The following is a 13,217-nucleotide window of genomic DNA, read 5'->3' as shown; positions in this document are numbered from 1 at the left end:
AATGAAACCGTTCGACGGGCTTGCGGCTGTTCCCTGGGGAACTGCGGCCCGCCGGGCGTGGCGGCATTCTCTCCCCATCGGATCGCATTGGGCATCCGAACGACGTGTGATCCCACACCAAAAGGCAGGAGACAGGACAATGGCTATCGACGGCAACAACAGTGCGAATACGCTCAACGACACCAGCGGTGACGACCTTCTGCGCGCTTTCGGCGGCAATGACGTCATCAACATTTCCGGGGGTGCGGACTCCATCCTCGCCGGCGACGGCGACGACCGGATGATCGATCGCGGTCAGGCAGTGGAAAGTGCGGCCAGCTCCGACACGTTCGAAGGCGGTGCGGGCATCGATACGGTGGATTACAGTCAGGCGGCCAATGGCGGCGTGGTCGTCAATCTCGCCACCGGCTTCGGCGGCGGCACCGCCGCCAGCGCCTCCTTCGGCGATCGCTATGCGGGGATCGAGAATGTCGTCGGCACGGCCTTCAACGACACCATCACCGGCAATGGTCTCGACAATATTCTCAACGGTGGAGCCGGCAACGACCAGATCTTCGCCGGCAATGGCAACGACCGCCTGTTTGGCGATGCCGGCAACGACCGGCTCGATGGCCAGGGCGGCAATGACCGGCTGTTCGGCGGCGCGGGCGCCGATACGCTGATCGGCAATATCGGCGACGACCAGCTGAACGGCGGCGACGGCAATGACATCCTGTCGGGTGGCACGGGCGTCGACCAGCTCTCCGGGGATTTCGGAGACGACACGCTGGATGGCGGCGCGGGGGCGGACACGATCAACGGCGGCTTCGGCAGCGATACGCTCGTCTTCGCCGCGACCACCACCGCGCTCACGGTCAATCTGTCCACCGGCACGGGTGCTGGCGGCGATGCGCAGGGAGATCGCTATTCCGGCATCGAACACGTCACCGGCCAGGGCGGCAACGATGTGCTGACGGGCAGTTCCGTCGCCAATACGATCGATGGCGGTGCGGGCAATGACCGGCTCCGCGGCCTAGCCGGCGACGACCAGCTGCGCGGCGGACTGGGCAATGACAATCTCGACGGCGGCGAAGGCAACGATACCGTCAATGGCGGCGAAGGCGACGATCTGATCGTCGATACGGGTCTTGCGGGCCTTGCCGCCGATACCCTCAATGGCGGGTCCGGAAACGACCAGATCGAAGGCGGCGCCGGAAACGACGTCATCGATGGCGGCCTGGGCAATGACACCCTCTTCGGCGGCGCTGGCAACGACGTGATCACGGATACGGGCACGGTCTTCCTCGCCCGCACGGTCAATGACGTGATCGATGGCGGCACCGGCAACGATACGATCCGGGCCGGTCAGGGCCGCGATACGGTTCTCGGCGGCAGCGGCGACGATACGCTCTTCGGGCAGGCCGACAACGATACGCTGAACGGCGGCATCGGTGCCGATATCCTGATCGGCGGCAGCGGCAAGGACCAGATGACCGGGGGCTCCGGGGCGGATATCTTCCGCTATCTCTCCGTCACCGACAGCCAGGTGGGCAGCAGCGCCCAGCAGGACGTGATCACCGACTTCACCCATGGCAGCGACAAGATCGATCTCACGCAGATCGATGCCAATGCCGCCACGGCCGGGGTCAACGATGCCTTCCGGCTGGTGCCGATCTTCGATGCCAATCCGACCGGGCAGGTGAAGGTGACGTTCGACGCCTCCACCAACACCACCTTCGTGCAGGCCCACACGGATGCCGACGGCGTGGCCGATCTGACCATCGCGCTCAACGGCCACATTACCCTGACCAATGCGGATTTCCTCTTCTGAGGACCTTCTGAGCACGGCCGCAGAGCCTGCCCGGTTTCGCCGGGCAGGCTTTTTGTCGTGCTGTGCCGCAGGGAACAGCGCCCGCAGCGGGTCTGGCGCATGGTCATGCCATCGGGGCCGCGCCTGTGGCCCGCAACGCACGGGAGCCTTCTCATGACCATTCCCCATCGCAGTTCCCAGATCCGGGCAGCCTTGCGCGCCTGCCGTCCGGCCTTCCTTCTGGCCGGCGGGCTGTCGCTCGCCATCAACCTGCTGATGTTCACGGGGCCGCTCTACATGATCTCCGTCTATGACCGGGTGCTCGCCAGCCGGCATTCGGGCACGCTGATCGCGCTGTCGGGCATGGCGCTCGTGGCCTTTCTGCTCTACGGCGCGCTCGAATTCCTGCGCGGCCGCATCCTGATCCGCAGCGGTGCGATCTTCGATCGGGCCCTTTCGGCGGATCTGGCGCATGCGCTCTTCGGCGCCCGGAAACAGCGGCCGGAAGCGGCAGGCCAGCAGGCCTTCCGCGATCTCGACCAGCTGCGTGAATTCCTGACGGGGGCTGCACCCGCAGTGCTGTGCGATGCGCCCTGGACGCCCTTGTTCGTGGTGCTCGCCTGGCTGCTGCATCCCGCGCTCGGCTGGGCCGCGCTGGCCGGCATTGGCGGCCTTTTCCTGCTTGCGGTCCTCACCGAAATCCTGACCCGGGCGTTGATGGCGGCGGCCAGCCGGCCGGCGGTCGAAGCAGCCGCCGTGGCATCGGCCGCGCTCGGCGGGCAGGAGCTGGTGCGCGCCCATGGCATGGCCGGGCGTCTGGCCGACCGCTGGGCCGAACGGCGGGGCGCCATGCTTCATGCCCTTGGAAGGGCCAGCGACCGGGCAAGCCTGACGACGGTGCTGTCGCGCACCTACCGGGTGATTTTCCAGAGCGGCGTTCTCGGGCTCGGCGCCTGGCTTGCCATCCATCAGGAGATCGGCATCGGCGCCATCTTCGCCTCCAACCTGCTGATCGGCCGCGCCCTTCAGCCGGTGGACCAGGCGGTGCAGCACTGGAAGGCCGTGATTGCCGCCCGTCAGGCCATGACGCGGCTGGACGGACTGTTCGCCGAGGCGGGCCGCGTTGCCGAACCCATGGACCTGCCCGTGCCGAAGGGCTCGCTCCAGGTCGAAAACCTTGCGGTCCGCGCGCCCGGCGCCGAGCGTCCGACGCTCCATTCCATCCGCTTCACCCTTAATCCCGGCGAGATGATGACCGTGGTCGGCGCGTCCGGCGCGGGCAAGTCCACCCTGCTGCGGGCCCTTGTGAATGCCTGGGACATTTCGGCCGGGACCATTCGTCTCGACGGCGCGACGCTCGATCGCTATGCGCCGGAAAAGCGCGGCGCGGCCATCGGCTATCTGCCGCAGGACGTCCAGTTGCTGGCCGGTACGGTGGCCGAAAACATCGCCCGCTTCGGGCTCGTCGATCCGGCCGCCGTGGTGGAGGCCGCCCGTCTGGCCGGGGTTCACGAGCTCATCCTGCGCCTGCCGCAGGCATATGATACCGAAATCGGGCCGGGCGGATCCGCGCTCTCCGGTGGCCAGCGCCAGCGCATAGGTCTCGCCCGGGCGCTCTATGGAAAGCCGTCGCTTCTGGTGCTCGACGAACCCAATGCCAATCTGGACCTGAATGGCGAGGCCGCCCTTCACGCCGCGCTTCAGGCCGCCCGCGAAGGCGGGGCGGCGGTGATCGTCTCAAGCCACCGGCAACCGCTCGTCTCCATGGCGGATCGTCTTCTCGTGCTGGCCGATGGAACGCAGCAGATGGTCGGCCCGCGCGCCGAGGTTCTGGAGAAGATCGCGCCCCGTCCCGTGCGGGCCGCCTGATGCCTGTTCCCCGGGAAACAGACGGGATGGGCCGAAGAGGGCATGGTTTTTGCGCGGGCAGTTCCGCCCGTGCCCGTTCCGGAGACCGCCCATGACCAGCCCTTCCGCTCTTTCCATCCGCCCCTATGCGCTGGCCGGCGCTTTCCTGATCGGCTCGGGTCTGGCCGGACTTGCCTCCATGGCCTTTCTGGTCGACATGCCGGGGGCCGTACTGGCCGGCGGGGTGATCAAGCCCGATGGAAACCGGCGCACCGTGCAGCATCTCGAAGGCGGCATCGTCGCCGATATTCTGGTGCGCGAAGGCGACCGGGTGCGGTCGGGCCAGCCACTCATCCGGCTGGATACGACGCGGGTCAAGGCGACGCTCGCCGTGCTTCAGGCCAATCTGGCGCGGGAAACCGCCCGCAAGGCGCGGCTTGAGGCGGAGGCGGCCCTGCGGCCACGCATGGAGGGCGTCTCGGGACCCTCAATGGCCTCGTTCACGGCCTCGGAAACGCAACTCTTCCAGGCGCGCCGCCGGGCTCTCGACGGGCAGATCGCGGTTCTCGAGGCCCGCGCGCGCCAGCTTTCGGAACGGCGCGCGGGACTGGAAGCGCAGGCGCTGGCCGCGAAAAACCAGCGGGACAGCCGCCTGAAGGAACGGCAGGGCATGGCCGCCCTGGCCGCCAAGGCCATCCTTCCCCGGGCGAAGCTCGAGGAGCTCGACCGGGAGATCGGCCGGCTCGAAGGGGTTCTCGGCAATGCCCGTGCCGACATCGCCGCCAATCACGCCGCCCGCGCCGAGCTTGCCCTGCAGGCCGAGCAGGCGCGGGTCTCCTACCGGCAGGCGGCGGCGGATGGCCTGGCCGATGCGGTTCCGGCCATTGCCGAAATCGAGGAAAAGATCCGGGTCGCCCGGGACAGTCTCGACCGGGCGGAGCTGCGCGCCCCTGCCGATGGAACGGTGCAGGATCTGAAGGTCTTCACTCGCGGCGGCGTGGTGTCGCCGGCCGAGCCCCTGCTCGATATCGTTCCCTCCGCCGACCGGCTGGTGGTGCAGACCCGCATTCCCGTGACCGCGATCGACGATCTTACGGTCGGTCTTGCCGCCGAACTCCGCTTCCCCGGCGTGTCCGGCCGCAACCTGCCGGTCGTGAAGGGGCGGCTCTCGCGCCTGTCGGCCGATGCGGAGACGGACCGGGCGGCGGGGGTGAGCTTCTACGAAGCGACGATCGAGGTCGATGCCGGCGCCCTGCCGGAGAGGATCGCGGCCAGCCTGAAGCCCGGCGTTCCGGTCGAAGCCGTCGTCATCACCGCGCCGCGCAGCCTTGCCGACTACATGCTGGAACCGGTGCGCGACATGATGCGCGGGGCGCTCAGCGAAAGCTGAGCCTCAGGCGTTCCGGCCACGCCGGTCGAGCTGGTATTCGCGCCAGACCGTGTAGAGCCCGGCGCCGACCACGATCAGCGATCCCGCCACCATGTTGACGGTCAGCACCTCGTTGAAGAAGATCACCGCGACCGCCACACTCAGCACCAGCTGCAGATAGGTGATCGGCTGCACCTTCACCGCTTCCAGATAGCCATAGGCGCGGATGAGGCAATAGTGGCTGAGCGTGCCGCAGACGCAAAGGATGCCGACCGCCGGCCAGTCTTCCATGCGGATCGGGACCCAGAAGAACGGTCCCACGGTGGAAATCGCCACGGCCCCGGCAACGCCCGCATAAAAGACGCTTGTCGTGGCGGAATCGCTGCGGCTGACGGCCCGGGTCAGGATGCTGTACAGCGCGAACATCAGCGCCGCGATCAGCGGCAGCAGCAGCGTCAGGTCGAAATGCAGGCCGGTCGGGTTCAGGATCACGAGGACGCCGAGCAGGCCGACAGCCACCGCAGTGCCGCGCCGCCAGCCCACCTTCTCGCCCAGCATGGGGACGGAAAGCAGCGTGACGAGCAGCGGCGTCGCCTGAAAGATCGCCTGCGTCATCGCCAGCCCCGCCGTCGCGAAGGCAAGCACCGCAACCGCGATTTCCGAGACCAGCAGCACGCCGCGGGTGACCTGCAGAAAGGGGTGCCTTGTGCGGATGGCGCTGAGGATGCCGCCGGGCGATGAGGCTGCCATCACCGTGACGAAAAGCGCAAAAGCCCAGAAGCGAAGCATCGTCACCAGAATCGGCGGATAATGGGTGCCGAGATATTTCGTGAACCCGTCCTGCGTCGCGAAAATGAGAATGGCCGCCAGCGTGAACAGATAGCCCTTGGTGTTGTTCGTCATGCTTCGCGTTTCGTGGTTGGCCGGTGCCGGCGCGGCATGGCGGGTGGACATCAGAGGGCCGGAAAGCCGAAGCATCCTTTTATTTCAGGGGGATGACATGACGCCGGAGACCGCCATTGTCAACCGAAGCGGGCTTTGTTAGTCTTCGCTGATCCATCCTCCGGTTTCGATGAGGGCTTCATGGCGTTCAGACCCTCAGGCGAACAGACCGCGCCGCTGACAGGCATTGCCCTGGCCTGCGGCGGCTACAGTTTTTTTGCCATTCAGGATGCGGCCGTGAAATGGATGGTCGCTTCCTATTCCGTGCCGCAGATCCTGTTCATGCGCAGCCTCGTCATCGTCGCGCTCAGCGTCGGGCTGGTGCACCGCTACGGGCATCCGTCGATCCTGCGGAGCCCCCGACGGGGATCGCTGTTCCTGCGGGCCATGCTGATGCTGCTGGCCTGGCTTTGCTATTACTCGGCGGCACGTCATCTCGGACTGGCGGAAATGACGACCATGTATTTTTCCGCGCCGATCATCGTGGTGGCGCTCTCCATCGTCATCCTGCGCGAAAAGGTGGGGCCGATGCGGTGGTTCGCCAGCCTGGCGGGCTTCGTCGGCGTGGTCCTGGCTGCGGATCCGGTGAAAGCGCCGAGCCTCCTGCCGGCGCTGATGGTGCTCGCCGCCGGCTTCTGCTGGGCGCTCAGCACCATCATGCTGCGTCTTTACGGCAGTTCGGAAAGCACCCTCAACCAGATGCTCGCCACCAGCCTCGCCTTTCTGCTGGTCTGCGGGGCGAGCCTGCCTTTCGTCTGGCGATGGCCGGACGCCAGCGGTTGGGTACTGATGATCGGCCTCGGCTTCGTCAGTGCCGGAGGGCAGTATCTGCTCTATGAAAGCTTCCGCCATGCGGATGCCTCCACCCTGGCGCCGATGGAATATAGCGGTCTCGTCTGGGCCTTTCTCTACGGCTACCTGCTGTGGGCGGAGGTGCCGACCTGGAACGTGGTGGCGGGCGCGGCGCTGATCGCCCTCTCCAGCCTGTCGCTGATCTGGTGGGAGCGCCGCCTCGCCATCGCCGAGCAGCGCCGGCGGATGACCGGTTGAACGAGACCGAAATCTATTAATATGGTCTTAACTCTTGATCCCTAAAATTAGCCTCAACTTTTACGGGTTGGGGGATGAGATGGCTCAGGGAATCAATCGGGAAGACGCAAGTCTCGCGGGTTTGCAGGGCCAGGTCATGCAGGATCTCAACCGTATGATGCATGATTTTGCAGGCTTGGCCCGTCAATTGAACGAGACAATGGAAAAGCTTCCCCCCTCCGACAACATCATTCCCTTCCCCCGGCCCGACAATTCCTACGTCATGCAATATCGTGATGACGAGGGATGCAGCCGTTTCGCCGTCGTGCGGGCGGTGGAGGGCGAAACCGAGGACCGGATCCTGCTGATGACCAGCCAGGGTCCGCTGACGGTCGGAAAGACCGGGATCGACGACTGGGTTCCCGTTGCCGAGCGGGATGACGAACCCTATCCGGCGGGCTGGTGGAAATAGGCTGGGGGGACATCCCTTCGCCTCCGGCAGGGACGCTCTCCATTTCCTCTATTCCCAGCGCGGCTTCCTCTCTCTACACTTCCCCCAAAAGGGATGAGGGAGAGACTGCACCCATGGATCAGGACAAGCTCAAGCGACTGCGCGACCGGTATGCCAATGCTTCCGGCGGCGATATTTTCGATCCGCATTTCCGGCAGGTGGCGCAGGCCCAGTTCAAGGGCACGGATCGCCGCAAATGGCCCTTTGCGGGCATTCCGACCCTTCTCGATGCGCCGCCGCGCCCGGATGCGCAGGATCTTCCCGATTTCGGCGGGCTCGACATCGCGCTTCTCGGCGTGCCGATGGATCTCGGCGTCACCAATCGCAACGGCAGCCGCTTCGGGCCGCGTGCGGTGCGCACCATCGAGCGCGTCGGGCCCTATGATCACGTGCTGAAGATCGCCCCGTTCTCGCGTGCAAAGATCGCCGATATCGGCGATGTGCCGATGCAGAGCCGCTACGATCTGGCGCTTTGCCATCAGGATATCGAGACCTTCTACAAGCGGCTGGTCGCGGCCGGCGTGCGCCCGCTTTCGGTCGGCGGCGATCATTCGATCACCTCCTCGATCCTGAAGGCGGTGGGCGAAAAGCAGCCGGTCGGCATGATCCATATCGATGCCCATTGCGATACGGCGGGGCCTTACGAGGGCGCGAAGTTCCAGCATGGCGGCCCCTTCCGCCTCGCGGTGCTGGATGGCGTGCTCGATCCCGCCCGCACGATCCAGATCGGCATTCGCGGCGGGGCGGAATATCTCTGGGAATTTTCCTACGAGAGCGGCATGACCGTGATCCATGCGGAGGAAGTGCCGGGCATCGGCATCCCCGCGCTGATCGAGAAGGCGCGCACGGTGGTGGGCGACGGCCCGACCTATCTCTCCTTCGATATCGACAGCGTCGATCCGGGCTTTGCGCCGGGCACGGGCACGCCCGAGGTCGGCGGCTTGACGCCGCGCGAGGTGCTGGAACTGCTGCGCGGCTTGAGAGGCCTCGACTTCGTGGGCGGCGACGTGGTGGAAGTGGCCCCGCAATATGATTCGACCACCAACACGGCCCATATCGCCGCGCAGGTGCTCTTCACCATTCTCTGCCTGATGGTGCCGGACGAGGCCTGATCGGCCTCAATCCTCCATCACGCTTTGCGGCATGTGGAAGCCTTCCGGCAGCGGCTGCCCTTCCCAGACGGGCGGCTCGCCGCTCGTCGGCGACCGCACGGGCTCTGGCTTCGGCTTCAGGACCAGGGCGGCATTGACCGCCCGGATGCCGATCGGGCGGTAATGATCGACGAGATCGCCGCCATTGTTCGATGTGCGGGACATGATTTCCCCCTCCCAGGGAAAAAAGGGGCGTCGCCTGCCGCGCCGCCCCGTGGATCGTTCGGGTCAGCCGATGGTCATAAGGCTCGCATTGCCGCCGGCGGCGGCCGTGTTGATCGAGGTGGAAACCTCCTCCAGCAGCCAGTTCAGGCAATAGGCCTCCGCATCTGCCTCGATCTCGGCGGTGGTAGCGGCCTGGACGAGAACCAGCGGGCCGTCGAGCTTGGCGATCTTCCGGTTCACCTCGGTGACGCGGGCGCCGTCCCCCTCGATCAGCGCGCCGGCATAGGGGCCGTCCGCGTTCCAGTCGGAGGTCCAGCGGATCCGGGCAGCGACGCTCATCGGCAGGCCGGAGAGCACGTTTTCGAGACCCGAGGCGCGGTCGATGGCGGCCTCATTGCCGGTGGCAAGCGTGGCCGCAATCTGCCGGAACAGGCCGCGCGCCGTCTGTGGCACCAGCAGGATGCTGCCGCGGGCGTGGAGCGCGTAGATGTTGCGCTCGCCGACCGGGCCCGGCAGTTCCTTGATCATGCCGAGCGACGACAGGCCGCCGAGCTCACGGGCCGCATCCGCATCCGCATTGTGGCCGCGTTGACCGAGCCAGGTGGCGAAATCGCGCAGGCCCGTGTCCGAATGGACGGAGCTGACCTGCGGCGGCACCGGTGCCTTCTGCACCAGACGGCCGATATAGAGCGGGCCGCCCGCCTTCGGGCCGGTGCCGGACAGGCCGCGTCCGCCGAAGGGCTGGACGCCCACCACGGCGCCGATGATGTTGCGGTTGACGTAGAGATTGCCCGCCTTCACCCGCTCGGTGACATGGGCAATGGTTTCGTCGAGGCGCGTGTGCAGGCCGAAGGTCAGGCCGTAGCCGGTGGCGTTGATCTCGTCGATCAGGCTGTCCATGTCCTCGCGGCGAAAGCGCATGACGTGCAGCACGGGGCCGAAGACCTCGCGCTTCAGGTCGGAGAGCGTGCCGATCTCGATTATGGTCGGCGCGACGAAGGTGCCGCGCGCGGCCGCTTCCGGAAGCGGCAGCTGTTCCACCTTGCAGCCGAGCCCGCGCATGCGCTCCACATGGGCCTCGATGCCCTGCTTGGCTTCGGCGGTGATAACAGGGCCGATATCGACGGAGAGTTCGTCGGTGCGGCCGAGCGTCAGCTCGTTCAGCGCGCCCTTCAGCATGGTGAGGGTACGGTCGGCCACGTCTTCCTGCAGGCAGATGACGCGGAGCGCCGAGCAGCGCTGCCCGGCGCTGTCGAAGGCGGACGCGATCACGTCTGCCACCACCTGTTCGGCGAGCGCCGAGCTGTCGACGATCATGGCATTCTGGCCGCCGGTTTCGGCAATCAGCGGGATGGGCTTGCCGGAGGCGGAGGTGCGCTCGTTGAGCTGCGCCTGGATGAGGCGGGCAACCTCGGTCGAGCCGGTGAACATGACGCCTGCGGTTTCCGGCGCGCCGACGAGGGCAGCGCCAAGGCGGCCATCGCCGGGAGTGAACTGCAGGGCGCCGCGCGGCACGCCGGCCTCATGCAGGAGCTTCACGCTTTCATGGGCGATGATCGGCGTCTCGTCTGCGGATTTCGCAATCACGCTGTTGCCGGCAACCAGCGCGGCCGCCACCTGACCGGTGAAGATCGCCAGCGGGAAGTTCCACGGGCTGATGCAGACCACCGGGCCGAGCGGCTTGTGGTTGGTGCCGAGCGAGCGGCGGGCCTGATTGGCGTAGTAGCGCAGGAAGTCGATGGCTTCCCGCACTTCGCCGACCGCGTTCGCCGCCGTCTTGCCGGCCTCGCGCATGGCAAGGCCCATCAGCACTTCGAGGCGTTCCTGCATGAGATCGGCGGCCCGGTCGAGGCAGGCGGCGCGCTCGGCAGGCGTGGTATTCGCCCAGGCCTCGCCGCCGTCCTTGGCAAGCTTCAGGATGCGGCCCGCATCCTCGGAGCGTACTTCCGTCACCTGACCCACCACGTCGCCGTGATCGGCGGGGTTGAGCACATCGCGGGTCTCACCGTCGTTGGAGCCGTCCGCCAGAAGCGGGGCGGCATGCCAGCGGGTTTCGGCGGTCGATTTCAGGGTCGAGCTAAGCTTTTCCAGCGCGATTTCGTTGGAAAGGTCGATGCCGGCAGAATTCGGGCGTTCCTTGCCGAAGAGATTGTCCGGCAGCGCGATCTGGTCATGCGGCATGCCGACCTCGGGCATGGCGGTCACGACATCGACCGGATCGGCGACGAGATCGTCGACCGAGACGTTCGGATCGGAAATCCGGTTGACGAAAGAGGAGTTCGCGCCGTTTTCCAGCAGGCGGCGCACCAGATAGGCGAGCAGCGTCTCATGGGTGCCGACGGGCGCATAGATGCGGCAGGGACGGTCGAGCTTGTCCTGGCCGACCACTTCGTCATAAAGCGGCTCGCCCATGCCGTGCAGGCACTGGAACTCGTATTTGCCGGTGGCAAAATCCGTGCCGGCCAGATGATAGATGGTGGCGAGCGACTGGGCATTGTGGGTGGCGAATTGCGGGAAGACCGCATCCGCAGCGGCCAGCAGCTTGCGGGCGCAGGCGATGTAGGCGACATCCGTATGCACCTTGCGGGTATAGACCGGGAAGCCTTCGAGGCCGTCCAGCTGGGCGCGCTTGATTTCCGCATCCCAATAGGCGCCCTTGACGAGGCGCACCATCATCCGGCGCTTGGCGCGGCGGGCGAGATCGATGATGTAGTCGAGCACGAAGGGGCAGCGCTTGCCATAGGCCTGCACCACGAAGCCGAGGCCGTTCCAGCCGGCGAGGTCCTGATCGAGCGCCAGCTCTTCGAGGAGATCCAGCGACAGTTCGAGGCGGTCCGCTTCCTCGGCGTCGATGTTGAGGCCGATATCGTAGGACTTGGCGATGAGGGCGAGCTTCTTCACCTTGCCGAGCAGCTCGGTCATCACCCGGTCCGCCTTGGCGCGGACATAGCGGGGATGGAGCGCGGACAGCTTGATCGAGATGCCTGGGCCGTCATAGACGCCGCGGCCCGCTGCCGCCTTGCCGATTGCATGGATGGCGTTCTCGTAGTCGCGGAAATAGCGCTCCGCATCGGCAGCCGTCGTCGCGGCCTCGCCCAGCATGTCATAGGAATAGCGGAAGCCCCGGGCTTCCAGCGGGCGGGCCCGCTTCAGCGCCTCGTCGATGGTCTCGCCGGTGACGAACTGCTCGCCCATCATGCGCATGGCCATGTCGACGCCGCGCCGGATGACGGGTTCGCCGGCGCGGGCAATGAGGCGTGTCAGCGCCGCGCCAAGGCTGCGGTCGTTGACGGTGGAGGTGAGCTTGCCGGTCACCACGAGGCCCCAGGTGGCCGCATTGACGAAGAGCGACTTCTGCCCGCCGATATGGGACTTCCAGTCGCCTTCGGCGATCTTGTCGCGGATGAGGGCGTCGCGCGTGTCGGTGTCGGGAATGCGCAGCAGCGCTTCCGCCAGGCACATCAGCGCAATGCCTTCCTGGCTGGAGAGCGAATATTCATGCACCAGACCTTCCACGCCCGTGCCCTTGTGCTTGGCGCGCAGCGCCTCGATCAGCGTGCGGGCGGTGCGGGCAATGGCGGCCTTCATGACCGGCTCGATGGTCGCGGCTTCCGCCAGCGGGCGCACGCAATCGGGCTCGGCCCGGCGATAGGCTTCGGTGATGGCCCGGCGAAGCGGGGACTGCGGGCGGACGGACGGGGCAAAGCGGGCGAAAGGCGTGTTGGCCATGGGTTCTCTCGACAGGCGTTCGGGACGCGATGAGCGGGGATCTTGAAGCGTGGCGACACCATAGCATGAGCTTGAAACGCATTCAGACTTGTTTTACGGATTTCACTGCTCGTTTTGACCAAAAATTGAGCCCAACAAAGGCAAAGTGACTATGGATAAGCTCCCTGAAGGTGAATTGGATGGGTTCGACCGGAAGATCATCGAGATTCTGGCCGAGGACGGGCGCATTTCCATCACCGATCTCGCGCAGCGGGTGGGCCTGTCGAAGACGCCCTGCCAGCAGCGTTTCCGCCGGCTGATCGCCGATGGCTATGTGGATGGCTTCCGCGCCGTGCTCAATCCGTCGAAGCTTGGGCTCGACCACATCGCCTTTGCGGAGGTGAAGCTGACCAATACCAGCGAGGAGGCGCTGAAGGCCTTCAACACGGCGGTGAAGAAGATCGCCGAGGTGGAGGAATGCCACATGATCGCGGGCCGGTTCGATTATCTCCTGAAGATCCGCACGCGCGACATCAAGCGCTACCGGCATGTCCTCGGCGAGCGGATTTCGGCGCTGCCCTTCGTTGCCAGCACCTCCACCAATGTCGCCATGGAAACGGTCATCGGCAACTGGAACAATCCCGGCGGACGGCTCGGCTAGCGGGGCGGATTGATTTCGCCCGCGGTTCCGGTATGTCCAGAGGG

The 13,217-nt window shown here is 66.1% G+C and carries 10 protein-coding genes; 7 read left to right on the top strand and 3 right to left on the bottom strand.

Annotated elements, in window-relative coordinates:
* Positions 1-139: 139 nt before the first annotated feature.
* The 3 genes from ACT54B_RS18670 (at position 140) to ACT54B_RS18660 (ending at position 5,027) form a co-directional block, all read left to right on the top strand.
* Entirely contained in the window at positions 140-1,810 is a 1,671-nt protein-coding gene (locus ACT54B_RS18670) for a calcium-binding protein (RefSeq protein WP_476047093.1), read from the top strand.
* 153 nt (positions 1,811-1,963) lie between these two features.
* Positions 1,964-3,658, top strand: coding sequence for a type I secretion system permease/ATPase (locus ACT54B_RS18665; RefSeq protein WP_476047092.1), 1,695 nt, complete (start codon positions 1,964-1,966; stop codon positions 3,656-3,658).
* Positions 3,659-3,749: 91 nt separating this feature from the next.
* Positions 3,750-5,027: an HlyD family type I secretion periplasmic adaptor subunit gene (locus ACT54B_RS18660; protein ID WP_476047091.1), complete on the top strand. Its 1,278-nt coding sequence runs from the start codon at positions 3,750-3,752 to the stop codon at positions 5,025-5,027.
* 3 nt (positions 5,028-5,030) lie between these two features.
* Here ACT54B_RS18660 and ACT54B_RS18655 read toward each other — a convergent pair whose 3' ends face one another.
* Complete coding sequence (locus ACT54B_RS18655) at positions 5,031-5,909, bottom strand: DMT family transporter (RefSeq protein ID WP_476047089.1); 879 nt, start codon at positions 5,907-5,909, stop codon at positions 5,031-5,033.
* A 180-nt stretch (positions 5,910-6,089) separates the two neighbouring features.
* Here ACT54B_RS18655 and ACT54B_RS18650 point away from each other — a divergent pair, with 180 nt between their 5' ends.
* The 3 genes from ACT54B_RS18650 (at position 6,090) to speB (ending at position 8,600) form a co-directional block, all read left to right on the top strand.
* A complete protein-coding gene (locus ACT54B_RS18650; protein ID WP_476047087.1) occupies positions 6,090-6,998 on the top strand; it encodes a DMT family transporter in 909 nt (302 codons plus the stop codon).
* A 79-nt stretch (positions 6,999-7,077) separates the two neighbouring features.
* On the top strand, positions 7,078-7,449 hold the full coding sequence (locus ACT54B_RS18645; protein WP_476047085.1) for a hypothetical protein: 372 nt from the start codon (positions 7,078-7,080) through the stop codon (positions 7,447-7,449).
* A 113-nt stretch (positions 7,450-7,562) separates the two neighbouring features.
* Positions 7,563-8,600: an agmatinase gene (gene speB, locus ACT54B_RS18640; protein WP_476047084.1), complete on the top strand. Its 1,038-nt coding sequence runs from the start codon at positions 7,563-7,565 to the stop codon at positions 8,598-8,600.
* Between the two features lie 6 nt (positions 8,601-8,606).
* Here speB and ACT54B_RS18635 read toward each other — a convergent pair whose 3' ends face one another.
* Positions 8,607-8,804: a hypothetical protein gene (locus ACT54B_RS18635; RefSeq protein ID WP_476047082.1), complete on the bottom strand. Its 198-nt coding sequence runs from the start codon at positions 8,802-8,804 to the stop codon at positions 8,607-8,609.
* A gap of 63 nt (positions 8,805-8,867) precedes the next feature.
* Positions 8,868-12,548 (bottom strand): trifunctional transcriptional regulator/proline dehydrogenase/L-glutamate gamma-semialdehyde dehydrogenase, encoded by a 3,681-nt coding sequence (gene putA, locus ACT54B_RS18630; RefSeq protein WP_476047408.1) that lies wholly within the window; start codon positions 12,546-12,548, stop codon positions 8,868-8,870.
* A gap of 136 nt (positions 12,549-12,684) precedes the next feature.
* Between putA and ACT54B_RS18625 the strand changes: the two genes are divergently transcribed.
* Entirely contained in the window at positions 12,685-13,173 is a 489-nt protein-coding gene (locus tag ACT54B_RS18625) for an Lrp/AsnC family transcriptional regulator (RefSeq protein ID WP_476047081.1), read from the top strand.
* Positions 13,174-13,217: the final 44 nt, after the last annotated feature.

It is taken from the genome of Gellertiella sp. DMC107, assembly GCF_056313605.1.
The sequence above is the reverse complement of the archived record's forward strand: the minus strand, read 5'-3'. Positions and strand labels throughout refer to the sequence as shown.

Bases quoted from the DNA above. Each gene is read 5' to 3' on its own strand.
- ACT54B_RS18670 (WP_476047093.1), top strand. From the start codon at position 140: ATGGCTATCGACGGCAACAACAGTGCGAATACGCTCAACGACACCAGC.
- ACT54B_RS18665 (WP_476047092.1), top strand. From the start codon at position 1,964: ATGACCATTCCCCATCGCAGTTCCCAGATCCGGGCAGCCTTGCGCGCC.
- ACT54B_RS18660 (WP_476047091.1), top strand. From the start codon at position 3,750: ATGACCAGCCCTTCCGCTCTTTCCATCCGCCCCTATGCGCTGGCCGGC.
- ACT54B_RS18655 (WP_476047089.1), bottom strand. From the start codon at position 5,909: ATGACGAACAACACCAAGGGCTATCTGTTCACGCTGGCGGCCATTCTC.
- ACT54B_RS18650 (WP_476047087.1), top strand. From the start codon at position 6,090: ATGGCGTTCAGACCCTCAGGCGAACAGACCGCGCCGCTGACAGGCATT.
- ACT54B_RS18645 (WP_476047085.1), top strand. From the start codon at position 7,078: ATGGCTCAGGGAATCAATCGGGAAGACGCAAGTCTCGCGGGTTTGCAG.
- speB (WP_476047084.1), top strand. From the start codon at position 7,563: ATGGATCAGGACAAGCTCAAGCGACTGCGCGACCGGTATGCCAATGCT.
- ACT54B_RS18635 (WP_476047082.1), bottom strand. From the start codon at position 8,804: ATGTCCCGCACATCGAACAATGGCGGCGATCTCGTCGATCATTACCGC.
- ACT54B_RS18625 (WP_476047081.1), top strand. From the start codon at position 12,685: ATGGATAAGCTCCCTGAAGGTGAATTGGATGGGTTCGACCGGAAGATC.